Genomic DNA, 26,703 nt, shown 5'->3' with positions numbered 1-26,703 from the left:
CACGTAGGTCTATTCCCTTTTCACTGTAGTTTTTTTCAGAGCAGATGCACCGCGAGCCGAGCGCTCTTTTACACCGCGTTGAACACTGCCGGGCGTTTGTTCAGAAACGCCTGCATGCCCTCCTGCTGATCAGGCGTCGCGAACAACTGGTGAAACAGCCGGCGCTCCAGGCGCACGCCATCGTGTAGCCCCAGTTCCAAGGCTTGCTCAACTGCCTCCCGCGCCGCCCGCGTGGCGGTGCGCGAGAACCCGGCGATCTGCGCAGCCACCAGCAGTGTCTGCGCCAGCAAATCCGCCGTCGGGTACACACGTGACACCAACCCCGCCTGTTCCGCCTCTTGAGCCGTCATCGGCCGACCGGTCAACACCATGTCCATGGTCTTGGCTTTGCCGATCAGCCCGGTCAAGCGCTGGGTCGCGCCCATGCCGGGGATAACCCCCAGCTTGATTTCCGGCTGGGCAAACGTCGCCGTATCGGCGGCAAAAATCATGTCGCACATCATCGCCAGCTCACAACCGCCGCCAAACGCGTAGCCGCTCACTGCAGCAATGGTTGGCGTGCGCAGGCGGGTGAAGGCTTCCCAACCGACGAAGTAGTCCTCGTTAAGCATGTCCAGGTAAGACTTGGCGCTCATCTCCTTGATATCGGCCCCGGCGGCAAAATACTCGGGCGTACCGGTGATGACAAAACAGCCAACCTGCGGGTCCTGGTCCAGCGCTTCCAGACGGCTGATCAACTCCGTCATGAGTGCCGAACTCAGCGCATTCTTGACCTGCGGGCGATTAAGCCTGACCAGCACTACCCGGCCATGACGTTCTACTACTACATTCATAAACACCTCTGCTGATTAATCTCGAGCCTCAATGGCGCGGTGTCAGGAATCCCAGATCGCGCCATACGCCGGTATGCCGCGGGCTTCCATCTCGTGCACCACGCGCTGGGTCAACGCTTGGTTGGCAATACAGATCACTGCTTGCGCACCGAAGGTTTGCACAGCGCCGTAAGCCAACTGCACCAGGTCCGGCTTGCCGCGTTCATCGGTGTCCCAGATCAATGCGCCGGGTTGCGCCCGCAGGATTTCGTCGACCAGCTCATCGCCATAGGTCTTGCGCGGGCTGCGGGTGGACCAGATCAATTGGATCGGCACCTGAGCGGCAAGCAAATGCGGCATCACCGGGCCGATACCGCTGCCGGTGGCGATGTACACCACGGACTTGAACAAGGTTTCGACATTGGCGACGCCCGCCGTGGTGATGCCCTTGACCCAGACGTGGCTGGGCAAGTCTTCGATGAAGCGCCCGGTCCAATCGCCGGCGCGGGAAATGATCAGGCGAAACCCCGCCTCGCCCGGCGCGGGGATATTGGCAAATGAATGCCACTCCAGCAGAGGGTTGCGGCTGATTGCGGTGGAGGACCCCGCGAAGGGCGTGGTGTGGCTAAAACGCGTGATGACCGCATGCCCGGAAGGCCGGATATGTTCAACGGCGACCTTGCGCAGGCGCAACCACGGCAAGATGATGCTCAGCGTCAGCAGCACCAGCATCCAGAATGACCCGCTCTGTACCAGGCGGGTCGAGGTTTCGCTGGAGGCCAGTAACGTCAGCGCCCAGAACACCAGCAGCGCACTCCAGCCGGCGAACCGATGGACCCGCTCGAAGCCATTGTGAAATCGGTTGCGAACCCACGGCTGCGCCATGATGACCATCAACAGCAACAGGCCGAGCAACACACCAGTGAGCCCCATCCAGGCTGACGACACACTGTCGGGCTGACGCAGATAATGTGCGACCTGAATCCCGACCATCGCCATGAACCAGGCGGTTGCCGCCAGGGCCGCGCCACTGTGCAACCCGCCAAAGTGGTAGACCTTGGCCGCACTGCGGCGCACGCGCAAAGGCCAGGTGACAGGCACGCGGGTGGCCAGCCAGAACAGCGCATTGACCAGGTATTGCTGGCGAATCAGGATTGCCAGCGACAGGTTGATCAACACCAGGTTCGAAAGCCTTTGAACCGTAACGGCATGGAAGTCGACAGCCAGCAGCGCAAACGCCGCATTAACCATCAACACCAGCGCTGCCAGGCGGTTGTAGTAGGAAAACACTGGCAGTGAGGTCCAGCGACGCCACAGTGCCGGCTTGGGCGGCACGACGGTACGGGTCAATGCATCAATCATGCTGGGCCACCTCGGCTGCGATGGCCTGTTGCAGCAGCACGGCCTTGTCGATCTTGCCCCTGGCGGTCAGCGGAAAATGCTCCACCGCGTAGATGGATGTCGGCACGCAGTAGTAGGCCAGGCGCTCCCGGCAACGGGCTCGGCACGACTCAATATCCGCATTGGCAGGCGAGACGAAAGCCACCAGGGTGCGGCTGTCCAACTTCAATGTGACCGCCCGCAGGCAACCATCGCCGGCCTCCAGCGCCATGGACACCGCGTCCAGTTCCACACGGAAGCCACGCACCTTCACCTGGTCATCGACGCGCCCAAAGTGCTCCAACTGACCGTCAGCGGTCCAGCGCCCCAAGTCCCGCGTGCGAAACATCATGGCGTCCCCGCCCATAAAGGGGTCCGGGCGATAGCGCGCCTGGGTCAGCGCAGCGTTGTTCAGGTAACCGCCCGTGACTCCGACGCCACCGGCCCACATTTCGCCGGTTTCACCCAGCCCACAGGCACGGCCGTGCTCGTCGAGCACATACACGGTGTTATTGGGCGTCGGTTTGCCGATGGTCAACAACGTGCCAGGTACATGCCGGTGCAACGTGTTGACGATGGTGGTCTCGGTCGGCCCGCAGCCATTGTAGAAGGTGCAATGCTCGGCCCAGCGGTCGGCCAGTACCTGGGAACAGGGCTCGCCCGCGACGGCGACCACTTGGAGGTCAGGGCATTGCGCGGGGTCAAGGTTCGCCAGTATCGAGGGGGTGGCGATCAGCACGTGGCACTGCGCAGCGGTTTGCGTAATGTCTTTATCGCGAATCAGCAGGGTCGCCCCATGGGCCAGGCAACCGAGGATTTCCCAGGCCGCCATATCAAAGCCGATGTTGAGGATTTGCCCCACGTTACGACCCGGCGCCATGCCCATCCGCCCCGGCTGCGTGAGCAAGATGTTGCATACGTTGCGGTGGCTGACACACACGCCGTTGGGCCGCCCGGTCGTCCCGGAAGTGAACAGCACGAAGCAGAGGTCATCGGTGTCGCCGGCAGCGAATACGGCGGTGTTGTCCTCGACGATAAAGGGCTCTTCGGCGAGGAAGCTGTCCAGGCACAGACTGCGCGGGGCCGCATCCGCCGGCAGGTGATCGGCCAGGTTCGACAGGGTCAGAATCACTGGGCTGGTCAACGATTCCAGGACCATACCCAATTGCAGCGTCGGCACGATTCGGGCGTCTTGAGGCACATACGCGGCGCCCACCTTCAACACCGCCAACAGCCCGACCAGCATGGGAATCGAACGCTCGACGAACAGCCCCACGGTGTCACCGCGCTTGACGCCCAGCTCAACCAGGCACACCGCCAATCGATTGGCCTGACGATTGAGTTGTTCATAACTGATGCGCTGTCCTGCCCACACTGCAGCGATTGCCTGGGGCGTCAACGCCGCTTGCATTTCGACCGCATGGTGCACACTGCCATAGGCAGGCTTGGCCCAAGGGCCACAGCCCCATTGCTCAAACACCACGCGTTGAGCAGCAGGCAAATGAGCCAAAGCGTCTCGGGAGAAGAACTGTTTGTCGGTTGGAGAAAATGTCATGCACACACCCTCATCAATGAACTGCGCGAAATTTTTCGCAGCGGTTACGAGGGTTGATTGAGCGGTGGGAACGGTATTACAGGTCCGTATACAGAGCAGATAGCCCCCACAAGAAGGCTCATTTTTCTTACAGCCCCCGATGGAATAAGCTACGTTGGCTGGCGTCTTCCTCTGCACAACCGACCAGAATTCACGCCCATGCACGCGCTCGACGAACCGTTACGTGAACTCATCCCCAGGCTGCGGCGCTTTGCCGTGTCGCTGACGCGTAACGCCAGCAGCGCCGACGACCTGGTGCAGTCCACGCTGGAACGGGCGATCATCAGTTGGGCCGACAAACGCCCGGAAGGCGACCTGCGTGCCTGGCTGTTCTCGATCCTCTACCGCCAGTTCCTCGACGCCCACCGGCGCAGCCGGCGTTATGCACGCATGCTCGAATTCTTCACCGGTCGTGACGATGCGCAACCTTCAGTGGAGCGCACGGTGATGGCCCAATCGGCCCTGCACGCCTTCGATCAACTCAACACCGAGCAACGTGCACTGCTGCTATGGGTGTCGGTTGAGGGTTTAAGTTACAAGGAGGTCGCCGAGATCCTGGCGGTGCCGTTGGGTACCGTGATGTCGCGCCTGTCCCGTGCGCGCCAGGCCTTGCGTCAACTCAGCGAAGGCGAAATTACCAGCCCTGCCCTGCGGATACTCAAATGATCAGCCTGCCCCCCAGCGAACGCGATTTGCATGCCTATGTCGATCACCAACTGCCGGAGAGCGACCGCCGCGTGCTTGAAACCTGGCTGGCCGCCCACCCTGAAATGGCCGCCCAGGTGCAAGCCTGGCAACAGGATGCACACGCCCTGCGCGCGGCCTTGAGCGGGACCTTGCAGCAACCGGCCAACCCCGACCTCGACCCGGCGCTGATTCGCCAACGCATTCGGCATCAATCGCGCCGCCACCTGGCCAGCGCCGCCGTGCTGCTGATCGCGGTCGGCCTCGGCGGCCTTGGCGGTTGGCACGCCCGCGAAGCGACCCAACCGCCGATGTTGCCGATGGCCGATGCCATGCAGGCATTCCGCCTGTTCGCCCAGGACGGCATTATGCCCGCCGACTTTAACGCCGAAGACCGCGGCACTATGCAGGGCTGGCTGGATCGCTATTTCAACCAGGCCCATCGCCTGCCCGATCTTAGCCAGGCCGGTTTCAAGCCGGTGAGCGGGCGCCTGCTCACCACTGAGCAAGGTGCGGCGGCGATGGTGTTGTATGAGGATCAGCAAGGCCATCGCATCAGCTTCTACATTCGCCCGCCGGGACCGGAAAACGGCTTTCTGCCGCGTGGCAGCCGCAGCGCCGATGGGCTGCAGGCCGATTACTGGTCCGATGGCGGGTATAACTATGCGATGGTCAGCCCGGTGGATCAGGCGGCGACGCACTTGCTCAAGTTCTAGACGATCAAGACAGGTTTTTGTGGGAGCGGGCTTGCTCGCGAATGCGGAGGGTCAGTCAATTCATCTGTCACTGATAGACCGCATTCGCGAGCAAGCCCGCTCCCACATTTTGACCGCGCGTACCTGCACTAGAAGCCTACATCCAGCACCACATTATCAATGTAGGTGCCGCCCGGCGGCGTGGTTTGGTCGGTGTAGATCTTGGCGTTGTAGTTGAACACCTGGCTGCCGGTGCCCAAGCCGTTGCCGGGGTTGATCTCGGCCGTTGAGCTGGCCCGCCGCGCGGCGCCCACGCTGCCCCAGCGCGTGGTGCCGGCACTCATGAAGATGTCGTAGGCGAGGAAGTTGCTGCCGGAAATCATCCGCCGCCGCCCGCCCACGCTCACCGGGTTCTGCCCATCGCTGAGGCCGACGGTGTAGGCGCTGCCCTTGGTGCAGGCCACGCTGGCCTGGCCGTTGACGGTGGCGAAGGCGCTGACCACCGGCGCACTGCCGAAGGCAATCGGCGGCGTGGTGATCTGACAGTCGTTGACCACCGTCATGCTGACGTTCACGGTGGTGGTGCCGTTGTTGACCTCACGGCCCAGGCAGACTCCGCCAATGCCAATGCCCGAGCAATAGTTCCAGTTCCAGAAAATACTCAGGGTCTCGCTGTACACCCCCGACGCCACGTTGCTGCCAAGGGTGGTGGCGAAGTACAGCGGCACGACTTTGGTGCCCGGCCCGAACACCAGGCCAAGGGAGGCGGCAATGCCGCCACTGCCGCCAAAATCGAAGGCGGTGCCACGTGTCATCGGGAACGCCGTGGTGTTGTTGGCATAGATCGTATAGTTGATCACATCACCGGTCGGCCCCACCAGGCCACCTTGGGGCGAACCACTGACGGTCGCGTAAAAATGGTCATTGGAGGTCAACACCGACAATACCGCCGGCGTGCAGCTGAAGCCGGCATTGGTGGTCGAACTGGGCTGGGAGGTGGTGCGCACAGTCATCGAACTCACCGTCGTGCCAAAGCTGGCCGGTACGCTGGCCACCACCGAACACACGGCCTGTACCTGCGCCGACACCCCCAGGCTTGCCAGCAACACGCCCCGCAACAGCCATTCCTTGACCCGCACACGCACACTCCTTATGTCATTGGCACACCAGCGGCCCGATCAGTGGCACCTGGGCCTGGGTGGTATCGAGTTCGAACCTTGCCTGGCAGGTCTGGCCGTTGCCCAAGGTGACTTGCAAGGTGTTATGGGCCGCCAGGTTTTCCAGGTACACCAGGCCGTCCCACCCCACCACCGCCTGCGCGCCGCTTTGCTCGTGTCGCACCTGGCTGCCCAGGGGCAAATCCTGATGCTGGGCGTCAACCAAGGTGATGCTCGCCGCGCTCACCTGGCGCACCGGGAACTCCAGTAAGTAGCCACTGCCACGGCGCACGGCCACCCGCTGCTCGACGTTGGGCACCTGCACGTTCGATGGCAGATTCAGTGGGTCGATCTCGTATTTGGCGCGGTAGTAAGCACTGGTCCACGGCACCAGCAAGTGCCCGTTACGGTCGGTTTCGCCCACCACCTGGTTCTCGTAGCGCACCGGCACACCACTGACGCCATCGGTGCTCACCACCACAAACGCATCGTTGACGCGGTTGGCGGCGAACACTTGATTGTCCATCCACACCAGCGAGCCACTGGCGTCGGCCCAACGGGTTTCGGCGTCGCTGCTGCCGTACACGCCGGCCTGCAACTGCACCGACTGCAGGCGCCAGGTCAGGTCGGCCTGGCGATAAGCCGGCCCGTCACCACTGGCATAACCCAGGTTGAAGCCCACACCGCCCTCGGCCGGCACGGCTCGGCTATAGTTGACCCGCTGCAGGCTCTCGCCGGTTTTACTGCGTTCGGTGCCCACGCTGAGGCTGCCGTACACGTCGAACGGCACCACCACCTGCGCCTGCACCGCCCAACTGCTATCACCCACTTCATGGTTGGCCGACAGGTAAAAACTGCTGTTGCGCCACAGCGGCTTGCTCCAGGTCAGGTTCACCAGGCGGGTGCGCGAATCATCCGCCGCCTGCACATCGAAATAGCCGACGCCCAGGCTGCCGAAATTATTCAGGTTCAGGCTCAAGGTCGCCTGCTGACTGCGCTTGCTGAGGCTGGCGTAAGGCGTGTCGATCAGGCTCAAGTCGGCGTATTGCTCACGGCGCTCGACCCGTTGATACGACAGGCTGTAGTGCTGGTTGCTGTATTGGTAGCCCAGGCTCAGTTGCTGACCGGTCCGGCCGTCGTACTGGCTTTGGCTGACGGCGGTATTGAGCACGCCGAAGTGACCGACCCGCAGGTTGCCGCCGACACCGCCCAGGGCCAGGTCATTGGCGGCTTCGGCATGGCTTTCGAGGGTAAACGCGTCGGATATCCCGTAGCGAAAAGTGCCGCTGGCCACGCCAGGGCCATAGCCGAAATCGCGCAAGGTGTAGTCGCGACGCAAATTACCCGCCGCCACCGAGAAGTCCGACAACCCCTTTTGCAGCAAAGTACTGGTGACATAAAACGGCACCGTGGTTGACACCTGCCGGCCCAGCGCATCGGTAGTGACCACCACCGCCTCGCCGGCGCCGTTGATAAACGGCACGTTGGTCAGGGTGTACGGCCCCGGCTGCAGGTCGGCGCTGCTGGATTTATAGCCATTGATAAACAGGTCCACCGAAGACGGCACCGCCGCCTCGCCGGCGAACTGCGGCAGCGGGTAGGTGACCAGATCCGGGCGCACTCCAAAGTCCCGCGACACCTGCACGCCGCCCAGGCGCACCGAAGTGCTCCAGGGCAAGGCGCCGCTGATCACGTCGCCCGCTTCATAGGTCAACAGGCGTTCATCGTCGGAGAATCGCCAGGTGGTGTCGTACCGCCGATAGCCGTTGTACAGGTTGCTGCCGGCGGTTTCCCGGCCAATGGTGGTGCGGTATTGGCCGGTGTTGGACAACGTGCCCCAGGTATCGAACAAGCGCACTTCGTTGAAGATACCGAGGTAGGTGCCCGCATCGTCGGTGTCGTTGAGGTAGGCGTCATAGTTGAGCAACGCGCCGAAACTGGTCAGCGCCTGGGTGCGTGGGTAGTTGTTGCGGCTGCCGATAAATTGCTCCGGCAGCCAGGCCGGCGGCACGCTCAATACCAGGCGCTGGCCCTGGCTGTCGTAATCGGTGTGCAGGCCGGGAAAGCTTTCCAGCGCAACCTCGCCAGGCATGTCGCCAGGCACGCTCCCAGGCACATCCCCAGGCAACTTCACACCAACCTCCTGCAACACCGACGCCGGCAAAAACAACTGCCCGGCACGCTGATTGACGGCGACCACACGGCCGGTGTCCATCTGGTTGACCACCAACTCCAGGAACAACTGCGCATCGGCAACAGCCTCCATGCTGCTGGGCGGGGGCGGCAACGGCGCAGCGAAGCCCGGCGGCGCCGGCACCAAGCCAGACAAACCGCCCACCACCCACATCGATCGCCATAGACATCGAGCCCGATCCTGGCTCACCAAGGCTTTGTGTCCATCAATGGACATCTCCATCCGTATTTAACACCAGGGCCTACTCCATGCCCTGCCACACTGAGTCAGCGTGTCGGTGCGAGGCTCTCCATTTGCGTTGCCCCATTGATGCGCACCTGCAACGGCTGATCGGCCGGCAAACCGTCCGGCACCGGCCAGCGCATGGTCGCGCCCGGCAGCACATAGCCCATCAGGCCTTCCACCAAAGGCCGCGGCTGGCCGCCCTGCTTGAACGTGGCATCGGTGAGGCGCGCATGCACGGCGCCCTGGTTGCGCATCTCGACGTAGTTGCGCCCGCCCACGCTGACTTTTTTCCAGCTTAAATCCGGCTTGCCGGCGGTTTTCGGGTCGCGGTCCCGGGTGCCGTCAACCTTGCTCCACAAGCCCGGGCCGTAGGCAAACAACGGCACCGAATAGCGCATCTGGAAACGGATCGCGGCGGCCGTCTTGCCATCCGCCGGCGCCGGTGGGGGCGTGGCCAAAGGGATCTCATCGATGATGATGCGGTACGCCAGCTCCTGGCCGGGCGGCACGTCTTTGGTTCGGGTCAGACGCACCAATTGCTTTTGCCCAGGCTCGATTTTCGCCACCGGCGGGCTGCCAATCACATCGCGCTGGTTCTGGTATTGTTCGTCAAAACCACTCTGGGTCCAGGCAAACACCCGGATCTGCAGGTTGGCGGTCTCGGTGCCGCGGTTCTCCAGCCACAGCGCGCTGGCCTGTTGGTCGGCCTCCAGCACCGGGTCGATCGGCCAGATCAGCACCGAACTGGCCGCCAGGGCCTGCCCCGCCGCCAACATCAACAACCCGCTCAAACCCGCTGCCCACCCGTACCGGGAAGCTGCAAACATAGATCTCACTCCTTATACCGTTCGCCTTACCACGACAGCTGCACCTGCAACGTGTCGCTGTACGTCCCCCCAGGCTGGTTACCCGGTAATTGCACTCGCCCATAAATCGGCAAGCTGATGTTGTTGGCGTTGCTGTAGGCCACGCTCACGCTTTGGCTGATGCCCAGGCTCTGACTGAACGCCGCGTCCCGAAACAATTGATAAGCCACTTGGGCAGTGCCGCTATTGAGCTGCATCCGCCGTCCGCTGTTGTTATGCAACCCACCATCGACACTCATGCTCAGCGCCACCCCCGGCGTGCATTGCAAGGTCACGCCGCCCGCCAGCGCGACAGACGCCGTACTGGTGGCCAACGCCGAATAGGTGCCGAACGCCAGGCTGCCGTAATTGCTGCCGCCGCCGACCACCAGGCACCCTGGCGTGATCGTCGCGCTGACCTGGAACGACTGGCTGGTCACCGCCAACAGCGACAGCGGCGCTCCCCAGCCGATGCACACCGCCAACGCCGCCCATGCTGAACGCCCCATAGCCCTTAGAACGTCAGGGTCACGTTAACCGTGTCGGTGTAAGTACCGGCCGGCAAGCCCGCCTTGCCATTGGCCTTGCCGTAGATATTCACGGCCTGGGCCACGCCGGTGCTCGGCGCCAGGTTAATCACCCCGCCGATGGCCAGCAGCGTCGAGTGGCCGCTGTCGGTGTACAGGTCATACGGCACGTAGTTGGCCACCCCGTCATACAGCGCGCGGCCACCGCCCACGGACTGGCCATCGTGGGCACCGGCAGACACCGTCAACGTCGGTGACGTACCCGCCGAACACAGAATCGACAACGCCCCGCCACCGCCGCCCAGCACCTGGCCGTCGGCTTCGGTGAACAGGCTGTTGGCGGTACCGAAGTTCAAGTTACCGAAGCTCATCCCGCCGGTGGCTGCGGCGCCGTTGACCTGGCAGCTGCTGGTGAGCACCAGGGTGGCGCTGACCGTACCGGCCACCGTCGCGGCCTGTGCGCCCGACACCCACGCCAACGCCATCAATGGAAAAACCGCCTTCGCTATACATGCATGCATGATGTCCATCCTCATGGTTTACCAATCCAGAGTCACCGTCAGGGTGTCTGTGTAGATGCCGGCCGGTAAGGCCCTGGTATTCGCCACCACCGAGCCGAATACCGGGATCGGTACTTGTGTGCCCTTGGTCACGACGAAATTACGTTGCTCGCCAATGCTGTAGCTGCGTCGGCCGAGCGGGTCAGCCGAGAGTTGATAGGGAATGGTCTGGCGCCCGTTACTCAGGCGCCTTGTAGTGCCGTCACCATGGGCACCGCCGTCGATGGTCACGGTGAAGCTGCTGACCACCGAGGGGTTGCAGGACACCGAAAGCGGCGCCTTGCTGCCATCGGTAACGCCCGCGCCCAAGGGGTTGTTCCATGTAGGGCCCTGGCTGCCGAAATCCAGCAGCGCGCTGCCGCCTGCGGGGCTCACCGGCGCGCTCTCGATGTCTTTGCTCACCTGGCAACTGGCGGTAATGACCAGCCGTGCGTGGATCTGCCCGGCAACGGCCGCCTGGGCGTCATCGGCCAGCAGCAACAGCCCGCCCATGGCCGCCAGGGCCCAACTGCGGCTTACCATGTGACGGTGACCTTGAGCAGGTCGGTGTAGCGACCGACCGCCGGAATATCCTTGAGCGGCTCAATGCGCCCATACAGCGGCAGGTCGACACTGCCGGAGTCCGGCACACGCCCACTCAGCGGCTCGTTGACCGGCAAGGCAATACGCCGCGCAGCGTCGGCATAAATACGGTAGGGAATCGGTTTGCTCGAAGGGGTTGCGGCACTCAGGTAGCGCACTTCGCCGGTGCCGCCATGCAGGCCGCCGTCAACGCGCAGTTGGTAAGGGGTGTCGGGGTTGCACTCCAGACGCGGCTGGCGCTGGCTGATCAGCGCCGCACTCAGCGGCCCGGCCGGGTCATCCAGACGCGGGCCGCTGCCGAAATCCAATACACCCAGTTGCTCGATGCCCGCACTGCGGGTGGTGCCCACCAGCTGGCAGCCCCGCTGCACGTCGATGCGCACCTCCACCTGGAGTTGCGCAGCGTAAATCGTGCTGCAGAGCATCGTGCCCATGACTGCCAAAACGCCTCGTCCCTTCACTGCCCCAAATCCTTGTACAGGGGTGACTGCTCTGTAAGAGGTTAGCCACAAAGGGCGAAACTGCCAGTCTGGGCCGGTTGGCAGGCGTAACATGCCATTTCGAGATAGCGGGGGGCGCCGTTCTGTATTGGTCAAATCGACGTGAGCGCCCTAAAGTGGGCAACCACCGAAATACAGAGTGACGTGCATTGGCTGTGCTTTCCCTGATTCAGCGTCTGCTGGGCAAAAAAACCGCGCTGGCGGGCGCCTCGCCTATCCCGGCGTTCTTTGAAAACAAGGCCCGAGACCAGGGCTATACCCTCAGCGCCGGCCAAACCCGGGCGATTGCCGCCCTCGCCCGCGAGACCCGGCACCTGCTCGCCGGCCAGCCCACGCGCAGCCTGTACCTGCACGGCCCGGTGGGGCGTGGCAAAAGCTGGTTGCTCGATGGGTTTTTCCAGGCGCTGCCGATTACGCAAAAGCGGCGCGTGCACTTCCACACATTTTTCACCCGCCTGCACCAAGGCATGTTCCAGCACCGTGAACAGGACGACGCCTTGGGCGTGACGCTGGACGCGCTGCTGGCCGATTGCCGAGTGCTGTGTTTCGACGAGTTTCACGTCCACGATATCGGCGACGCCATGCTCATCAGCCGCTTGTTCCAGGCCTTGTTCCAGCGTGGCGTGCTGCTGTTGGTGACCTCCAATTACGCCCCCGAGGGCCTGCTGCCCAACCCGCTGTACCACGAGCGCTTCAAGCCGGTGATCAACTTGATCGCCACGCGCATGCAGGTGCTGGAAGTCAGCTCCCCCGAGGATTTTCGCAGCTTGCCCCAGGCCCATGCCGAGCAGCGCTTCACCGGCGGCCAGTATGTATGGCCGGGTAACGCCGCCCAGCGCGAAGCCCTCGGGCTGCCCGCCACGCCTGGCCCGGCGCAAACCCTGAAGGTCGGCAACCGCCAATTGCTCTGCCGCAGCCATCAGGCGCGCAGCATCCTGTTCACCTTCAACGACCTGTGTGAACAGCTCACCGCCGTGATGGATTACCTGTTGTTGTGCGAGGACTTCGACCACTGGATCGTCGACGGCCTGCCCCCCTTGGCCGACTGCCCGATCGCCGTGCAACAGCGCTTTATCAACCTGGTGGACGTGCTCTACGACCAGGACAAACGCCTGACCCTGATCGGCCCGCACCCCTTGGCCCGCGCTCTGGAAGGCCAGGCCATCGACCTTGCCCGCACCGCCAGCCGGCTGTACCAATTACACACGGTGTGCCCGCAACCCGCGCCCGACCCGGTATCATGAGCGCTTTTTACGCCCATCTTGCCGAGTGACCGCGCCGTTCATGAATACCCTCGCCCAACTCAAGGCTGGCCAATTGGCCGGTATTACACGCCTGGACCTGTCTTGCGGGCTGACCGAATTCCCGCCGGAAATCTTCGCGCTGGCCGACAGCCTGGAAATCCTCAACCTTACCGGCAACGCCTTGAGCCGCCTGCCCGACGACCTGCATCGGCTGTCGCGCCTGCGCGTGCTGTTCTGCTCGGACAACGCCTTCACTGAGCTGCCCGCCTGCCTGGGTCAGTGCGCCAACCTGAGCATGATCGGCTTCAAGGCCAACCAGATCAGCCATGTACCCGCCGCCGCATTGCCGCCACAGTTACGCTGGCTGATCCTCACCGACAACTGCATCAGCCAGTTGCCCGGCGAGCTGGGCGAGCGGCCCCTGCTGCAAAAGCTGATGCTGGCCGGCAATCACCTGACGGACCTGCCGCCTAGCCTGGTCAACTGCAAAAACCTCGAACTGCTGCGCATCGCCTCCAACCGCTTCACTCAACTGCCGCCATGGCTGCTGACGCTGCCGAGCCTGACCTGGCTGGCCTATGCCGGTAACCCGGTGGAAATGGCCGTTGAAGTGGCGAACGACGATGCAACGCCGAATATCCCCTGGTCTGAACTGGAACTGGGCGAAGTGTTGGGCGAAGGCGCTTCGGGGATCATCCGCAAGGCGCTGTGGAAGCCGCAAGCGTTGCCGGTCGCGGTCAAACTCTACAAAGGCACAATCACCAGCGATGGCTCGCCGCTGCATGAAATGCAGGCCTGCATCGCCGCCGGGCTGCACCCGAACCTGATCAAGGTGGAGGGGCGCGTGATCGGCCACCCGGAAGACCAGGCGGCCCTGGTGATGGACCTGATCGACCCGAGTTACCGCAACCTCGCAGCCTTGCCGAGCCTGGCGTCATGCACCCGCGACATCTACGCGCCGGGTACGCACTTCAGCGCTGAAGTGGCCTTGCGCATGGCGCGCGGCATCGCCTCGGTAGCGGCGCACCTGCACCGGCACGGCATCACCCACGGCGACCTGTACGGCCACAATATCCTGTGGAATGCCGCGGGTGACTGTCTGCTCGGGGACTTTGGCGGGGCGTCGTTCCATGGGACGGCGGACACCCTGGAAACCAGGGCCTTGCGGCGCATTGAAGTGCGTGCGTTCGGGATATTGCTGGGGGAATTGCTGGAGCGGGTAGACGAAGGTTTCGACAGTAAAGCGCTGGTGGCGCTGCAACAAAGCTGCTGCCAGCCCGATGTGTTAGCGCGACCGAGCTTTGAAGAGATCGACGCGCTGCTGCAATCGCTGCAACACCACTAAACAATGTGGGAGCAAGCCCGCTCCCACATTTTTTGCCGGCATTTATTCAGCTATAAATCAGCCAGCCAACCCGACAAACATATCCTGCACGTCATCATGGTTGTCCAACCCTTCCAGGAAGGCTTCGACTTCAGCCATCTGCTCATCGGTCAAACCGCTTACCGGGTTCTTCGAGATGTAGCCCAGCTTGGCCGACAACACGGTGAACCCCTGCTCCGGCAGGGCTTTTTGCACCGCGTCGAGGTCGGTGGTTTCGGTGATGAACAAGGTGCTGCCTTCTTCTTCGCCGTCTTCAAAGTCCTGCGCACCGGCTTCGATGGCGGCCATTTCCGGGTCGGCGTCCGGGCTGTCCGGCGAGGCTTCGATCAGGCCGACGTGGTTGAAGTCCCACGCTACGGAACCGGAAGCGCCAAGCTGGCCCTTACGGAACGCCACGCGGATTTCCGCCACGGTGCGGTTGATGTTGTCGGTCACGCACTCGACGATCAGCGGCACTTGGTGCGGGGCAAAACCTTCGTAGGTCACGCGGTGGTACTGCACGGTTTCACCGAGCAGACCGGCGCCTTTCTTGATCGCGCGTTCCAGGGTTTCCTTGGGCATCGAGGCTTTTTTAGCCTGCTCGACCACCAAACGCAGGTGGGCGTTGGTCGCGGTGTCAGCGCCGTTGCGGGCGGCGATGGTGATTTCTTTCACCAACTTGCCGAAGATCTTGCCCTTGGCATTGGATGCCGCTTCTTTATGTTTGACTTTCCACTGTGCGCCCATGACTCACTCTCTTTTCGTCCATCGCGCCGAAACGTCTACTGGCCGGCGCTTTGGGGGCAGAGTTTATAGCGCAAAAACACTCTAATCCACCAAAAAACCGGCCAGGTGCCTCAGGTGCGCAAGGGTTTGATGGTGACGTCACGCTCTGGCACAAAGTCGCCGACCTGGGCCAGCACCGCGGGTCTGGCGTTCCAGTAAGGCATCAGCACCAGCGAAGAAAACAACGCCGCGCCGGCAAATACGATAAACACCGTGACCGTATCGAAGTAGCCCGGCAGCAGGCCGCCAAGGATCGCCCCCACCGAACCGCAGCCGTTCACAAAGCCTGCCGCCGTGGCGCCGGCCTTGGCGGTGCCGAAGTCGATGGCCGCCGTGCTGCTGATCATCGAGTCCGGTCCGTAAAGGGTCAGGCCCATCATAAACAGCAAGGCCATCACCAGCATCACGCTGCCGGTGTGCAGCGCGCCCATGAACAACGCCAGGGCCACGGTCAGCGCCAGCAGGCTGAGCACACAGGCCGGCATGCGCCGGGCGCCGAAGAGTTTGTCGGACGCCAGCCCGATCATGATCGGCCCCAGCAGCCCGGCCAGCTCGAACGCCGTGGGCACGATGGCCGCACCGACCTTGCCCACCGAGGGCATTTGCTCATAAACGATCACCGGCCCCCACAACAGGATCGCGTAACGCGCCGGTTTCAACAGAAAGTACGCCAGGCCCAAAGTCAGCACCGTGCGGTTACGCAGGATCGCGCGCAGCGGTTCCAGCACGCTGACCCGCTGTGCGTCGCCCGCCACGACCGGCTCCGGCTCAACCGCCGGCAAGCCGACATCCTGCGGTGTATTGCGCTGGAAGATAAAGAACAGCACGGCCACCACCGCCACCACCGCTGCACTGGAAATAAACGCCGCATGCCAAGTGCCGATCAGCGTATAGGCCCACCAGCCGGCGAAGGGCGATGCCACCAGGCCACCAAAGGCGTAGCACGAACTCCACAACCCCAGCACCCGCCCGCGTTGCTGCGACGGGAAGAAACTGCCGAGGTTCTTGCACAGCCCCGACCAGCCGGTGGACTGCGCCAGCCCCTGGATCAACATGCAACTGATAAAGATCGGCAAGGTGGCAAAGGTGCCCATCACCAACGCCGCCGCGGCGGAAATCAACAACCCGCCCAGCACCACCACCCGTGGCCCGAAGCGGTCGGCGAGCATGCCCCAGGTGAACTGCCCCACCGCATAGGCCGCCAGGTACAGGCCATCGAGGTTGGCCATCATCATTTTATCGAGGGGAAAACTGGGGTCATCGACGATGCCCAGCTTGGCCACCGAAAACGCTTTGCGAGTGAAATAGAACGCGGCGTACGCCAGCCAGGTGATGGCAAAAATCTGCACGCGCCAACGCTTGATGCTACCCGTTTGGATATTCATGGTGGTTCTGACCTCAGGTGAGTGTGCCGGCAGGATCGAGAAGCAAATGCCTGTTGTTTTTATGGTTGAGCACTGCAATGCCAAGCCCTGGAGGGCGCGGCATTGGTCAGATGGGTCCGGCTTGGCAGAACCCATGGCCACCGAGGTTGTAGGACTCAACCTTCGGCGACTGGGGCGTATCAAAGCAATGGCTGACTAATAGGTAAAATCGATTTATCGTATTTCAACTATAAGCTCAGCTTGTAAGAGGATTTGCGATGTCGGTTTCCCACGCCCAACTCAAAGCCTTCCACGCCGTGGCCGTACACGGCAGTTTCACTCAGGCCGCCGAACGCCTGTTCCTCACGCAGCCGGCGATTTCCGACCAAGTGCGCAAGCTCGAAGAACGTTTCGGCGTGCTGCTGTTTCACCGCAACAAAAGGGCCGTGCGCCTTACCGACCTGGGCGAACGCCTGCTCGGCATCACCCAGCGCCTGTTTGTGATCGAGGCCGAAGCAGAAGAGCTGCTGCAAGACTCCCGCGCCCTGCTCACCGGCACCCTCACCCTGGCCGTGGACGCGCCCGTGCATGTGTTGCCGCAGATCGCACGCTTCTGCCAGTTGTACCCAGGCATCAGCGTGAAGATCGAAACCGGCAACACCGACGAGTCGCTGTTTCGCCTGTACAACTACCAGGCCGACCTGGCCCTGCTGGGGCGCGATGTCGACGATGAACGCCTGCTGTCGTTGCCGCTGCCCGATGAGCAGCTGCTCGCCTTTGTGGCACGCAACCACCCGTGGGCCGGGCGTGAATCCATCTGCCTGGCCGACCTGGATGACACACCGCTGGTGCTGCGGGAAATCGGCTCGGTCACCCGCCAGACCCTGGAGCAGGAAATGCGCCAGGCCGGGCTGCGCATTCGCCCGGCGATCCAGGTCGAAGGCCGCGAAGCCGCGCGGGAGGCGGTGGTGGTGGGGATTGGCGTGGGCGTGGTGTCGGCAGCGGAACTCGGCGCCGACTCGCGGGTGTATGCCATGCCGATCCGCGATTGCAGCCAGCGCATGAAGGAAACGCTGGTGTGCCTCAAGGAGCAGAGTTCGCGGCGGGTGGTGGCGACGTTTCTGGATATTGTGCGGGACAGTTTGCGCTGAGTTTGCAAGCTATTGTGGCGAGCAGGCTTGCCACAAAGGGAGATTGGGTTGCCTCGGATACCTCAAGACGCCAACTCAAAAAACGCCTGAATCAAGCGCAACGAGCGGCGCCGCTCCAAGCAGCCGAGCATATGCCGGTTCAACAACCCATCACCCTGAATCGCCACCGCCTGCACGCGCGGGTCCTGGCTGACCTCCATCGACGACACCACGCCCACGCCCAACTCGGCCGCCACGGCCTCGGTCACCGCCTCGCGGCTGTCCAGTTCCAGCAGCACCTTGGGCTGCACACCCGCGACCTCACACGCCTCATCGAAAGTACGCCGCGTGATAGAGCTGGGCTCGCGCAGCACCATGATCACCTCGTTGAGCTGTTCCAGACGAATGCCCTTGGGCAAGGCCGCCCACGGGTGGCTGGCCGGGACCAGTGCGCAAATCCGCGACTCACTCAACGGCTGCAGGTGCAGGCCATTGCGCGGTTCCACCTCCGTCAGCACCGCCACATCCGCGTGCTCGGAGAGCAGTGCCGCCAGGGTTTCCTGGGCATTGCCCAGGCGCAGGTTCACGGTGATGCCGGGGTAACGGGCACGCAGGCTGGCGATCATCGGCATCACCAGGTGCGGGCCGTCTGCCGCTACTTCCAGGCGCCCGGTGAGCAACTGTCGATTGGCTTCAAGCAGCAGCTGCGCCTCGTCCACCAGGCCGAAAATCGCCCGGGTAATCGCCGCCAGGCGCGTGCCCTCCTCGGTCAACTCCACCCGCCGGGCGGTGCGACGCAACAGTGCGATCTGGTAGTGCTCTTCCAGGGCCTTGATATGCCCGGTCACCGCCGGCTGGCTGATGAACAACCGTGCGGCGGCACGGGTAAAGCTGCCCTCGCGGGCCACGGCATCGAATGCACGCAGTTGGAACAAATTCATAGCTATCGGCCTCACTGATAGCTTGCATAACAACAAACAATTTGATTGATGACAAGCCAAACTGCAATTTAGGCGCCGTAGCTTCACCCCCCAATGACCTTGCGAGGACTTGAGATGAGCACTGCCGCGCCGATCCTGCTGACCCCTGGCCCCTTGACCACTTCGAACCGCACCCGTCAGGCAATGATGGTGGATTGGGGGTCATGGGATGAGCGTTTCAACCAACTGACCGCCAGCGTCTGCACACAATTGCTGGCGATCCTGCACGCCACCGACAGCCACCACTGCGTGCCCCTGCAAGGCAGCGGCACCTTTGCCGTCGAAGCGGCCATTGGCACCCTGGTGCCGCGCAACGGCAAGGTACTGGTGCTGATCAACGGCGCCTACGGCAAGCGCCTGGCGAAGATCTGCGAAGTGCTCGGCCGCGATTTCAGTACCTTCGAAACCGCTGAAGACGAGCCCACCACCGCCGCCGACGTCGACCGCCTGCTGCACGCCGACCCAGCCATCACTCACGTCGCGCTGATCCACTGCGAAACCAGCACCGGCATTCTCAACCCGCTGCCGGACATCGCGCAGGTGGTTAAACAGCACGATAAACGCCTGATCATCGACGCCATGAGCTCCTTCGGCGCGCTGGCGATCGACGCCCGCGCAGTGCCGTTTGACGCGCTGATCGCCGCCTCGGGCAAGTGCCTGGAAGGCGTGCCGGGCATGGGTTTTGTCTTCGCCGACAAACAGGCACTGGCGGGCGCTCAAGGCAACTGCCATTCCCTGGCGATGGACCTGTTCGACCAGCACAGCTACATGGCCAAGACCGGCCAATGGCGCTTCACCCCGCCGACCCACGTGGTCGCCGCGCTGCACGAAGCCTTGCTGCAATACCAGGAAGAAGGCGGCCTGCCCGCGCGTCACCAACGCTACGCCGACAACTGCCAGACGCTGCTCGACGGCATGGCCGCACTCGGCCTGCGCAGCTTCCTGCCAGCTGCCATCCAGGCGCCGATCATTGTCACCTTCCATGCACCAAAAGACCCTCGCTACCAGTTCAAGGACTTCTACGAACGGGTCAAGGCCAAGGGTTTCATTCTCTACCCCGGCAAATTGACCCAGGTAGAAACCTTCCGCGTCGGCTGCATCGGCCACGTCGACGCGCAGGGCATGCAGGCGGCAGTCGAGGCGATCGGCCAGGTGCTGCAAGAAATGGAAGTGCTGGACATCTGATTGCCCCCATTACCTACAGGATTTGAACCATGAACTATCAAAACCCCAACACCCTCCAGGCCGTGATCCTCGACTGGGCCGGCACCGTGGTCGACTTCGGCTCTTTCGCGCCCACGCAGATCTTTGTCGAGGCGTTTGCCGAGTTCGACGTGCAAGTCTCCATCGAAGAAGCCCGTTGCCCGATGGGCATGGGCAAGTGGGACCATATCCGCACCCTGTGCGACCAACCGCAGGTGGCCGAACGTTACCGCAAGGCCTTCGGCCGCACGCCGACCGATGACGACGTGACCTCGATCTACCAGCGCTTCATGCCCTTGCAGATCGAGAAAATCGCCGAGCACTCGGCGCTGATCCCCGGCGCCCTCGACACTATCGCGCGCCTGCGTGTGCAAGGCATCAAGATCGGCTCCTGCTCCGGCTACCCCAAGCAGGTGATGGACAAGGTGGTCGCCCTGGCCGCCACCAACGGCTACATCGCCGACCACGTGGTCGCCACCGACGAAGTGCCCAACGGCCGCCCTTGGCCGGCCCAGGCGCTGGCCAACGTGATCGCGCTGGGCATTGACGATGTGGCGGCGTGCGTGAAGGTCGACGACACCGTGCCGGGCATCCTCGAAGGCCGTCGCGCCGGCATGTGGACCGTGGCACTGACCTGCTCCGGCAATGCACTGGGCCTGACCTATGAACAGTTTCGTGACCTGGACGCTGCCGCCCTGGCCAGTGAGCGCACACGCATCGAAAAGCTGTTCGAAGGCTCGCGCCCGCACTACCTGATCGACACCCTCAACGACCTGCCGGCGGTGATCACCGATATCAACCAGCGCCTGGCCCGCGGTGAAATGCCGCAAAGCCACTGATTGAAATCAAAACAACGGCATTTACGCCAGGCGAACCACTCAAAACCGGCATACAGTTAAAGGACTCCATCGCGAAAGAATGGAGGTATGCCCTGATGAGTGAGGAACACAGCGATGCCGTGGAAAAACGCCGATACCCGCTACAGCACCATGTCGATTGCGCTGCACTGGTTGATGGTGGTGCTGCTGGCGGTGGTTTACGCCTGCATAGAGTTACGCGGCCAGTTCCCTAAAGGCAGTGGTGCGCGAACCCTGATTGTCGAAATGCACTTTATGTTCGGCCTTACCGTGTTTGTGCTGGTGTGGCTGCGCCTGTTTGCCCGCAGCCTGGGGGTTGCGCCGAAGATCGTGCCCACACCGCCGCAATGGCAGACGGTGTTGGCCACACTGATGCACGTTGCGTTGTACGCGTTGATGATCGGCATGCCGATTGCGGGATGGCTGATCGTCAGTGCCGAAGGGCATTCGGTGATGTTTTATGGGATTGAGTTGCCGCCGTTGATTGCGGAAAACAAAGCGCTGGCCAAGGAGATTGAGAGTTGGCATGTGCTCTTCGGCAAGGTTGGTTATTGGCTGATCGGGCTGCATGCGCTGGCGGGGATCTTCCATCACTACATCCTGCGCGATAATACGGCTTTGCGAATGATGCCAGGTGGGAGCTTACGCTAGGTGGTAAAGCCTCGGCGGCCTTGCAGGCCGCCGGTGTGCACGAAAATCAGGCGGGTGCCGGGGGTGAAGCGTCCGGCCTCGATCTGGTGTTTCAACGCCAGGAGTGCCTTGCCGGTATAGAGCGGTTCAAGCGTTACACCACAGGCTTGTTCAGTGGTTTGGATAAAGTCGAGCAATACCGGGTCGACCTTGGCAAAACCCCCTCGGCTCGCCTCCAGCAGCTCATAACCGCCCGGCACAATCGCCTGCACATTCTGTGCAACTCCATGATCATCCGGCACGGCCATTGCGCCATACACCGGATGCGCGCCCGCCTCGGCCAGCGCCAACCCGGCCAGCGTGGTGCCCGTCCCTGCTGCCAGCCACCACCCGTGGTAATCGTCCCAGCCCAGACGGCTCAATTGCGCCCGCACGTGCTCAACCAACACCCCGCAACCCACGGCACCCGCCAACCCGCCGCCGCCTTCGGGCACGGGATACAGATCGGGGTACTGTTCGCGCCACTGCAACCAAAAACCCGGCTCATGCCGCGCGCGATAGCCGCCATAACCCAGCCAATGCAGCTGCATGCCGAAGGCTTTGAGGTCCAGCACAGTGGGCGTGTCTTGAGGATGGCCGCGCAACAGGCCGACGGTGGTGAAACCAAAGCGTTTGCCGGCGGCCGCCAGGGCGTGCAAGTGGTTGGAGTGGGCGCCACCGAGGCTGATGATGCCGCGCGCGCCGGCGGTTTGCGCGTGGGCCAGGTGCTCGGTGAGCTTGAACCACTTGTTGCCGCTGATCAGCGGGTCGATGCGGTCCAGGCGCAGCACGGCCAACTCGACGCCGTTCAGCCAGTCGAGCTGCAACGGTTCAAGGGGTGCCTGGGGAAGCCAGTCGAAGGGGCCCATCGAGCGGTATCTGCATGAAAAAAGGGGCGGTAGTCTAACACCGCCCCTGTCGTCGTTTTACAACTCGGCCGCCAGGCGCGAACCCTGGTTGATGGCGCGCTTGGCATCCAGTTCGGCTGCCACATCGGCGCCGCCGATCAGGTGCACGTTCTGGCCGGCAGCGACCAGCCCATCCTGCAGTTCGCGCAGCGGGTCTTGCCCGGCGCAGATGACGATATTGTCGACGGCCAGCACCTGCGGCTCGCCGTCGGCGCCGATGCGGATATGCAGGCCTTCGTCATCAATCTTCAGGTACTCGACACTGTTGAGCATCTGCACCTGCTTGTTCTTCAAGCCTGTGCGGTGGATCCAGCCGGTGGTCTTGCCCAGGCCGTCGCCGACCTTGGAGGTCTTGCGTTGCAGCAGGAACACTTCACGCGCCGGTGCATGGGGTTGCGGCTTGATGCCGGCCACGCCGCCACGGGCTTGCAGCTGGGTGTCGATGCCCCACTCTTTCCAGAACGCTTCGCGGTCCAGGCTGGTGGACACGCCCGCGTGCACGAGGAACTCGCAGACGTCGAAGCCGATGCCGCCGGCGCCGATCACCGCCACGCGCTTGCCCACCGGCTTGCGCTCCAGAATCACGTCCAGGTAGCTCAGCACCTTGGCGTTATCGACGCCCGGAATCGCCGGGGTGCGCGGCGCAATGCCGGTGGCCAGGATGATCTCGTCGTAACCGCCCGCCGCCAGTTGCGCCACATCCACGCGGGTGTTGAGGCACAGCTCAACATGGGTGGTCTGCAATTTGCGCTTGAAGTAACGCAGGGTTTCGAAGAACTCTTCTTTGCCCGGCACGCGCTTGGCGATATTGAACTGGCCGCCGATCTCACTGGCCGAATCGAACAAGGTCACCTGGTGGCCGCGCTCAGCCGCCACGGTAGCCGCCGCCAGCCCCGCTGGCCCGGCGCCGACCACCGCGATTTTCTTGATCTGCTTGACCGGCAGGTAGTTCAGCTCGGTCTCGTAGCAGGCACGCGGGTTGACCAGGCAGGTGGTCAGTTTGCCGCCAAAGGTGTGGTCCAGGCAGGCCTGGTTGCAGCCGATGCAGGTATTGATTTCATCCGCGCGGCCGGCAGCAGCCTTGTTGACGAATTCCGGGTCGGCCAGGAACGGCCGCGCCATCGAGACCATGTCCGCATCGCCTTCGGCCAGAATCTGCTCGGCAATTTCCGGGGTGTTGATGCGGTTGGTGGTGATCAGCGGAATCTGCACCGCGCCACGCAGCTTGGCGGTGACTTTGCTGAACGCGCCACGTGGCACCTTGGTGGCGATGGTGGGGATACGCGCTTCGTGCCAACCGATACCGGTGTTGATAATGCTCGCACCCGCGCCTTCGATAGCCTTGGCCAGTTGCACGATCTCTTCCCAGGTGCTGCCGCCTTCCACCAGGTCGAGCATCGACAGGCGGAAGATAATGATGAAATTCGGGCCGACGGCCTCGCGCACCCGGCGCACGATGTCCACGGCCAGGCGCATGCGGTTTTCGTAGCTGCCACCCCAACGGTCGGTGCGGTGGTTGGTCTGGGCGGCGAGGAACTGGTTAATGAAGTAGCCTTCGGAACCCATGATTTCCACGCCGTCGTACTCGGCCAGCTGGGCCAGCAAGGAGCAGGTGACAAAATCCTGGATCTGCTTCTCGATGCCCTCCTCGTCCAGCTCTTTGGGCTTGAACGGGTTGATCGGCGCCTTAATTGCGCTCGGGGCTACCTGCTTGGGGCTGTAGGCATAACGCCCGGCGTGGAGGATCTGCATGCAGATCTTGCCGCCGGCTTCGTGCACGGCCTGGGTCACAATCTTGTGCTTTTGCGCTTCTGCGTCGGTGGTCAGCTTGGCGGCACCGGCGTACACGCCGCCTTCATCGTTCGGGCCGATGCCACCGGTGACCATCAGGCCAACCCCGCCACGGGCGCGCTCGGCAAAATACGCGGCCATGCGTTCGAAACCGCCGGGCTTTTCTTCCAGGCCGGTGTGCATCGAGCCCATCAGGGTGCGGTTGCGCAAGGTGGTAAAACCCAGGTCCAACGGGGCCAGCAGGTGCGGGTAGGCAGCAGCGGTCATGGTACAGCTCCACAACGGATCATCACGGGACGTGGCAGGCTCGAATGGCGCGCCATCGGTTTATGTCCCACAGACTAAGAGGCGATGGACGACCGCTCAATGACCGTAACTGACAAGTTATTGATCCAAATGCACAGTGCCCCTTGGCAAGCCGGTGCATCAGCCCTACCCTAGTCGGCGAACCCTGCACACGGTCTGTTGTCTGTTGCCCCATGCGTAAACTTCTAGCGTTCACCGTCTCCATGGCCCTGGTTGCCGCCGTCGCCGCGTATCTGGTCTGGACCCAGGAGCGCCCTGTGGCGCATTACCTGTCGGACCTGCGCATCACCCTGGCCGTCAACGAAGGCGAGCCCGCCGACCGTGGCAACCTGCTGGGCATCCAACCCGAGCTGTTCCCTGCCGATTACCAGAGCCTGGAACGCCTGCACCTGAAACTCTCGGCCTACCTGCAAAAGGCCCGCGACCAAGGGTTGATCAACCCCAAAACCATCGTCGTGTTGCCGGAACATATCGGCACCTGGCTGATGCTCAGCGGCGAAAAGAACGAGCTGTACCAGGCCACCCACCTCAAGGATGCGATGAATTGGCTGTCGGCCAGCAACCCGTTGCAGTTTGCCCGCGCCTGGATCAGTGCCAAAGGCGATAACCGTATGGACGACGCCTACCTGCGCATGAAGGCACCGGCCATGGCCCGCGACTATCAAGTGCTGTTCGGCGGCCTGGCCAAAGAATTTGGCGTGACCCTGGTGGCCGGCTCCATCGCGCTGCCCAACCCCAGTGTCAGCCAGGGCCAACTGCACATCGGCCACGGTGCGCTGTACAACGCCAGCGTGGTGTTTGCCGCCGATGGCCTGCCCATCGGCGCCCCCCAGCGCCAGCTTTACCCCATCTACGATGAGCGCGGTTTTATTGCACCGGGTGACGAAAATATCGTCAGCGTGGTCGACACCCCGGCCGGGCGCCTGGGCATCCTGATCGGCAGCGACAGCTGGTACCCGGACAACTACCGCAAACTCAACGAGCAAGGTGCGCAACTGGTCGCCGTACCGGCCTTCGTCACCGGCCGCGACACCTGGGACCGGCCATGGCGCGGCTTTAAAAGCGTGTCCACGCCGCCGGAAATCAGCCTCAAGCCCGAAGAACTCAGTGAAGGCGAGGCTTGGCGCCGCCTCACCCTGATCAGCCAGCAGCCCATCAGCCAGGCCAGCGCCGGCATGAGTGTGTTCCTGCGTGGGCAGTTCTGGGACCTGGGCACCGCCGGGCACAGCTTTCTCAGCAATGACGGGCACGTCACTGCGGGCAACGACGCCCGTGGCGCGCGCCTGCTGAATATCTGGCTGTAACGCCGTGAAGCCGGTGCGCCTTGGGGATTTGTCGGTGGGCTTTGTACAGTCCCTTGCCGACGCCGTCCACAGCCATGGCCTGGACCCGCAACCGCTGCTGCTGCAATACGGCCTGGACCCGGCGCGCCTTGCCGAAGCCGGGGCGCGGTTGTCGATCCCGCGCTACATGCGCCTGGGCCACGCCGCCATCCAACTGACCGGCGACCCCGGCCTGGGCCTGCGCATGGGTCAATTGAGCCGTCTGAGCCAGGCGGGATTGGCTGGCGTCACCGCCGCACAGGCGCCCAACGTACGCGAAGCGGCGCGCGCACTGACACGGTTTGAAGCGCTGTACGGCTCCAACTATCGCGGGCAGTCGAGCTTTCACGAAGATGCCGAAGGCGCCTGGCTGCGCTTCTATTCCATCAGCCCATACAACGCCTACAACCGCTTTGTGGTGGACTCGATCATCGCCGGCTGGTTGCAGCAATTGTCGAGCCTGGCCCAACAACCGGTGCAGGCGCAGCGCATCGACATCGAATTTGAAGCCCCGGAGTACAGCGAGCAATACAGCGTGCTGGGTGATAGCCCCGTGCATTTCGGTGCCGACGCCAACCAGTTGCGCCTCAACCAGCCAACCCTGGGCCTGCGTAACCCGCAGCATTGCCCCAGCACCTGGCAGTTGCTGTTGAAATTATGTGAACAGGAGTTGGAGCAACTCACCCGCACCCGCAGCCTGCGCGAGCGCATTACAAGGTTGCTCGGGCCGATGCTCAATGGCGGCCGGGAACCCGACCTGGAAGAAGTGGCGGCACGCCTGAAGCTGCCAACCTGGACGCTGCGGCGCAAACTGGCCGACGAAGGCACGCAGTTTCGCGCAATTCTCAACGATACCCGCCGCGATCTGGCCATGACCTACATTCGCGACACGGAACTGGCGTTCGGCGAGATCGCCTACTTGCTCGGTTTTGCCTCAGCCCAAGCCTTTCAACGGGCCTTCAGGCGGTGGAACAACCAGACCCCAGGGGAATTTCGCCGCAGTCAGCGGCATTCCGCCTGAAGTC

At 62.9% G+C, this 26,703-nt stretch carries 25 protein-coding genes; 10 read left to right on the top strand and 15 right to left on the bottom strand.

Features of this window, described 5'->3' with window-relative positions; all coding sequences use genetic code 11:
* Positions 1 to 68 precede the first annotated feature (68 nt).
* Genes BLV67_RS15200 through BLV67_RS15190 form a run of 3 tightly spaced genes read right to left on the bottom strand, consistent with a single transcriptional unit; the run spans position 69 to position 3,747 of the window.
* Positions 69 to 833 carry an enoyl-CoA hydratase-related protein gene (locus BLV67_RS15200; RefSeq protein WP_065931079.1) on the bottom strand — a complete coding sequence of 255 codons (765 nt, stop codon included), beginning with the start codon at positions 831 to 833 and terminating at the stop codon, positions 69 to 71.
* A 42-nt stretch (positions 834 to 875) separates the two neighbouring features.
* Complete coding sequence (locus BLV67_RS15195) at positions 876 to 2,174, bottom strand: hypothetical protein (RefSeq protein ID WP_069788278.1); 1,299 nt, start codon at positions 2,172 to 2,174, stop codon at positions 876 to 878.
* Positions 2,167 to 3,747, bottom strand: a complete 1,581-nt coding sequence (locus BLV67_RS15190; protein WP_069788279.1) for an AMP-binding protein — start codon at positions 3,745 to 3,747, stop codon at positions 2,167 to 2,169. The genes BLV67_RS15195 and BLV67_RS15190 overlap by 8 nt, the downstream gene beginning before the upstream one ends.
* A gap of 198 nt (positions 3,748 to 3,945) precedes the next feature.
* Here BLV67_RS15190 and BLV67_RS15185 point away from each other — a divergent pair, with 198 nt between their 5' ends.
* A complete protein-coding gene (locus BLV67_RS15185; RefSeq protein WP_069788280.1) occupies positions 3,946 to 4,452 on the top strand; it encodes an RNA polymerase sigma factor in 507 nt (168 codons plus the stop codon).
* Positions 4,449 to 5,186, top strand: coding sequence for an anti-sigma factor family protein (locus BLV67_RS15180; protein WP_065931083.1), 738 nt, complete (start codon positions 4,449 to 4,451; stop codon positions 5,184 to 5,186). The genes BLV67_RS15185 and BLV67_RS15180 overlap by 4 nt, the downstream gene beginning before the upstream one ends.
* A 128-nt stretch (positions 5,187 to 5,314) precedes the next feature.
* On the opposite strand, the gene BLV67_RS15175 is transcribed toward BLV67_RS15180, so the two are convergent.
* From BLV67_RS15175 to BLV67_RS15145, 7 genes are all read right to left on the bottom strand, one after another.
* On the bottom strand, positions 5,315 to 6,310 hold the full coding sequence (locus BLV67_RS15175; protein ID WP_065931084.1) for a Csu type fimbrial protein: 996 nt from the start codon (positions 6,308 to 6,310) through the stop codon (positions 5,315 to 5,317).
* A gap of 10 nt (positions 6,311 to 6,320) precedes the next feature.
* The gene (locus tag BLV67_RS15170; protein ID WP_074854477.1) at positions 6,321 to 8,669 is read right to left on the bottom strand and encodes a fimbria/pilus outer membrane usher protein; all 2,349 of its coding nucleotides are present in this window, start codon (positions 8,667 to 8,669) and stop codon (positions 6,321 to 6,323) included.
* A gap of 113 nt (positions 8,670 to 8,782) precedes the next feature.
* Positions 8,783 to 9,568 (bottom strand): fimbrial biogenesis chaperone, encoded by a 786-nt coding sequence (locus BLV67_RS15165; protein ID WP_069788282.1) that lies wholly within the window; start codon positions 9,566 to 9,568, stop codon positions 8,783 to 8,785.
* 26 nt (positions 9,569 to 9,594) lie between these two features.
* On the bottom strand, positions 9,595 to 10,095 hold the full coding sequence (locus BLV67_RS15160) for a Csu type fimbrial protein (RefSeq protein ID WP_069788283.1): 501 nt from the start codon (positions 10,093 to 10,095) through the stop codon (positions 9,595 to 9,597).
* 5 nt (positions 10,096 to 10,100) lie between these two features.
* Entirely contained in the window at positions 10,101 to 10,634 is a 534-nt protein-coding gene (locus tag BLV67_RS15155; protein ID WP_065931184.1) for a Csu type fimbrial protein, read from the bottom strand.
* A gap of 18 nt (positions 10,635 to 10,652) precedes the next feature.
* Positions 10,653 to 11,195 (bottom strand): Csu type fimbrial protein, encoded by a 543-nt coding sequence (locus BLV67_RS15150; RefSeq protein WP_065931088.1) that lies wholly within the window; start codon positions 11,193 to 11,195, stop codon positions 10,653 to 10,655.
* On the bottom strand, positions 11,189 to 11,689 hold the full coding sequence (locus BLV67_RS15145; RefSeq protein WP_063611661.1) for a Csu type fimbrial protein: 501 nt from the start codon (positions 11,687 to 11,689) through the stop codon (positions 11,189 to 11,191). The genes BLV67_RS15150 and BLV67_RS15145 overlap by 7 nt, the downstream gene beginning before the upstream one ends.
* 215 nt (positions 11,690 to 11,904) lie before the next feature.
* Between BLV67_RS15145 and zapE the strand changes: the two genes are divergently transcribed.
* Positions 11,905 to 12,999 carry a cell division protein ZapE gene (gene zapE, locus BLV67_RS15140; RefSeq protein WP_069788284.1) on the top strand — a complete coding sequence of 365 codons (1,095 nt, stop codon included), beginning with the start codon at positions 11,905 to 11,907 and terminating at the stop codon, positions 12,997 to 12,999.
* Positions 13,000 to 13,039: 40 nt separating this feature from the next.
* Entirely contained in the window at positions 13,040 to 14,344 is a 1,305-nt protein-coding gene (locus BLV67_RS15135) for a leucine-rich repeat-containing protein kinase family protein (RefSeq protein ID WP_069788292.1), read from the top strand.
* Between the two features lie 57 nt (positions 14,345 to 14,401).
* Here the strand turns inward: BLV67_RS15135 and BLV67_RS15130 are convergent, their stop codons facing one another.
* Together BLV67_RS15130 and BLV67_RS15125 are read right to left on the bottom strand one after the other, a co-directional pair.
* The gene (locus tag BLV67_RS15130) at positions 14,402 to 15,109 is read right to left on the bottom strand and encodes a YebC/PmpR family DNA-binding transcriptional regulator (protein WP_056858461.1); all 708 of its coding nucleotides are present in this window, start codon (positions 15,107 to 15,109) and stop codon (positions 14,402 to 14,404) included.
* A 110-nt stretch (positions 15,110 to 15,219) separates the two neighbouring features.
* A complete protein-coding gene (locus BLV67_RS15125; RefSeq protein WP_065931090.1) occupies positions 15,220 to 16,533 on the bottom strand; it encodes an MFS transporter in 1,314 nt (437 codons plus the stop codon).
* 257 nt (positions 16,534 to 16,790) lie between these two features.
* Here BLV67_RS15125 and BLV67_RS15115 point away from each other — a divergent pair, with 257 nt between their 5' ends.
* Positions 16,791 to 17,663 carry a LysR substrate-binding domain-containing protein gene (locus BLV67_RS15115; protein ID WP_056858458.1) on the top strand — a complete coding sequence of 291 codons (873 nt, stop codon included), beginning with the start codon at positions 16,791 to 16,793 and terminating at the stop codon, positions 17,661 to 17,663.
* A 62-nt stretch (positions 17,664 to 17,725) separates the two neighbouring features.
* Here BLV67_RS15115 and BLV67_RS15110 read toward each other — a convergent pair whose 3' ends face one another.
* Positions 17,726 to 18,583 (bottom strand): LysR substrate-binding domain-containing protein, encoded by an 858-nt coding sequence (locus tag BLV67_RS15110; protein WP_065931092.1) that lies wholly within the window; start codon positions 18,581 to 18,583, stop codon positions 17,726 to 17,728.
* Positions 18,584 to 18,697: 114 nt separating this feature from the next.
* On the opposite strand from BLV67_RS15110, the gene BLV67_RS15105 reads away from it, so the two are divergent.
* From BLV67_RS15105 to BLV67_RS15095, 3 genes are all read left to right on the top strand, one after another.
* Complete coding sequence (locus BLV67_RS15105) at positions 18,698 to 19,807, top strand: 2-aminoethylphosphonate--pyruvate transaminase (RefSeq protein ID WP_069788286.1); 1,110 nt, start codon at positions 18,698 to 18,700, stop codon at positions 19,805 to 19,807.
* Positions 19,808 to 19,836: 29 nt separating this feature from the next.
* A complete protein-coding gene (gene phnX / locus BLV67_RS15100; RefSeq protein WP_069788287.1) occupies positions 19,837 to 20,664 on the top strand; it encodes a phosphonoacetaldehyde hydrolase in 828 nt (275 codons plus the stop codon).
* 114 nt (positions 20,665 to 20,778) lie between these two features.
* Positions 20,779 to 21,333 carry a cytochrome b gene (locus tag BLV67_RS15095; protein WP_065931095.1) on the top strand — a complete coding sequence of 185 codons (555 nt, stop codon included), beginning with the start codon at positions 20,779 to 20,781 and terminating at the stop codon, positions 21,331 to 21,333.
* Here the strand turns inward: BLV67_RS15095 and BLV67_RS15090 are convergent.
* Both BLV67_RS15090 and BLV67_RS15085 read right to left on the bottom strand, forming a co-directional pair.
* Positions 21,330 to 22,220, bottom strand: coding sequence for a 1-aminocyclopropane-1-carboxylate deaminase/D-cysteine desulfhydrase (locus tag BLV67_RS15090; RefSeq protein ID WP_069788288.1), 891 nt, complete (start codon positions 22,218 to 22,220; stop codon positions 21,330 to 21,332). The genes BLV67_RS15095 and BLV67_RS15090 overlap by 4 nt on opposite strands.
* A 57-nt stretch (positions 22,221 to 22,277) precedes the next feature.
* Entirely contained in the window at positions 22,278 to 24,317 is a 2,040-nt protein-coding gene (locus tag BLV67_RS15085) for an NADPH-dependent 2,4-dienoyl-CoA reductase (RefSeq protein WP_069788289.1), read from the bottom strand.
* 212 nt (positions 24,318 to 24,529) lie between these two features.
* Here BLV67_RS15085 and BLV67_RS15080 point away from each other — a divergent pair, with 212 nt between their 5' ends.
* Positions 24,530 to 25,660 (top strand): carbon-nitrogen hydrolase family protein, encoded by a 1,131-nt coding sequence (locus tag BLV67_RS15080; protein WP_069788290.1) that lies wholly within the window; start codon positions 24,530 to 24,532, stop codon positions 25,658 to 25,660.
* A 4-nt stretch (positions 25,661 to 25,664) separates the two neighbouring features.
* Complete coding sequence (locus BLV67_RS15075; protein WP_065931099.1) at positions 25,665 to 26,699, top strand: AraC family transcriptional regulator; 1,035 nt, start codon at positions 25,665 to 25,667, stop codon at positions 26,697 to 26,699.
* Positions 26,700 to 26,703 lie beyond the last annotated feature (4 nt).

Origin of the sequence: Pseudomonas salomonii, assembly GCF_900107155.1 — a bacterium.
Lineage (GTDB): Bacteria > Pseudomonadota > Gammaproteobacteria > Pseudomonadales > Pseudomonadaceae > Aquipseudomonas > Aquipseudomonas salomonii.
Note: the sequence above shows the minus strand (reverse complement) of the source record. Positions and strands in the feature narration are given on the sequence as shown.

Excerpts from the sequence above, each read along its gene's own strand:
- BLV67_RS15105 (WP_069788286.1), top strand. The coding sequence starts at position 18,698 with ATGAGCACTGCCGCGCCGATCCTGCTGACCCCTGGCCCCTTGACCACT.
- BLV67_RS15080 (WP_069788290.1), top strand. The coding sequence starts at position 24,530 with ATGCGTAAACTTCTAGCGTTCACCGTCTCCATGGCCCTGGTTGCCGCC.
- BLV67_RS15115 (WP_056858458.1), top strand. The coding sequence starts at position 16,791 with ATGTCGGTTTCCCACGCCCAACTCAAAGCCTTCCACGCCGTGGCCGTA.
- phnX (WP_069788287.1), top strand. The coding sequence starts at position 19,837 with ATGAACTATCAAAACCCCAACACCCTCCAGGCCGTGATCCTCGACTGG.
- BLV67_RS15190 (WP_069788279.1), bottom strand. The coding sequence starts at position 3,747 with ATGACATTTTCTCCAACCGACAAACAGTTCTTCTCCCGAGACGCTTTG.
- BLV67_RS15085 (WP_069788289.1), bottom strand. The coding sequence starts at position 24,317 with ATGACCGCTGCTGCCTACCCGCACCTGCTGGCCCCGTTGGACCTGGGT.
- BLV67_RS15095 (WP_065931095.1), top strand. The coding sequence starts at position 20,779 with ATGCCGTGGAAAAACGCCGATACCCGCTACAGCACCATGTCGATTGCG.
- BLV67_RS15180 (WP_065931083.1), top strand. The coding sequence starts at position 4,449 with ATGATCAGCCTGCCCCCCAGCGAACGCGATTTGCATGCCTATGTCGAT.
- BLV67_RS15135 (WP_069788292.1), top strand. The coding sequence starts at position 13,040 with ATGAATACCCTCGCCCAACTCAAGGCTGGCCAATTGGCCGGTATTACA.
- BLV67_RS15130 (WP_056858461.1), bottom strand. The coding sequence starts at position 15,109 with ATGGGCGCACAGTGGAAAGTCAAACATAAAGAAGCGGCATCCAATGCC.
- BLV67_RS15160 (WP_069788283.1), bottom strand. The coding sequence starts at position 10,095 with ATGGGGCGTTCAGCATGGGCGGCGTTGGCGGTGTGCATCGGCTGGGGA.
- BLV67_RS15150 (WP_065931088.1), bottom strand. The coding sequence starts at position 11,195 with ATGGTAAGCCGCAGTTGGGCCCTGGCGGCCATGGGCGGGCTGTTGCTG.
- BLV67_RS15170 (WP_074854477.1), bottom strand. The coding sequence starts at position 8,669 with ATGTGGGTGGTGGGCGGTTTGTCTGGCTTGGTGCCGGCGCCGCCGGGC.
- BLV67_RS15200 (WP_065931079.1), bottom strand. The coding sequence starts at position 833 with ATGAATGTAGTAGTAGAACGTCATGGCCGGGTAGTGCTGGTCAGGCTT.
- BLV67_RS15165 (WP_069788282.1), bottom strand. The coding sequence starts at position 9,568 with ATGTTTGCAGCTTCCCGGTACGGGTGGGCAGCGGGTTTGAGCGGGTTG.
- BLV67_RS15185 (WP_069788280.1), top strand. The coding sequence starts at position 3,946 with ATGCACGCGCTCGACGAACCGTTACGTGAACTCATCCCCAGGCTGCGG.
- BLV67_RS15090 (WP_069788288.1), bottom strand. The coding sequence starts at position 22,220 with ATGGGCCCCTTCGACTGGCTTCCCCAGGCACCCCTTGAACCGTTGCAG.
- BLV67_RS15110 (WP_065931092.1), bottom strand. The coding sequence starts at position 18,583 with ATGAATTTGTTCCAACTGCGTGCATTCGATGCCGTGGCCCGCGAGGGC.
- BLV67_RS15155 (WP_065931184.1), bottom strand. The coding sequence starts at position 10,634 with ATGCATGCATGTATAGCGAAGGCGGTTTTTCCATTGATGGCGTTGGCG.
- BLV67_RS15145 (WP_063611661.1), bottom strand. The coding sequence starts at position 11,689 with ATGGGCACGATGCTCTGCAGCACGATTTACGCTGCGCAACTCCAGGTG.
- BLV67_RS15125 (WP_065931090.1), bottom strand. The coding sequence starts at position 16,533 with ATGAATATCCAAACGGGTAGCATCAAGCGTTGGCGCGTGCAGATTTTT.
- BLV67_RS15195 (WP_069788278.1), bottom strand. The coding sequence starts at position 2,174 with ATGATTGATGCATTGACCCGTACCGTCGTGCCGCCCAAGCCGGCACTG.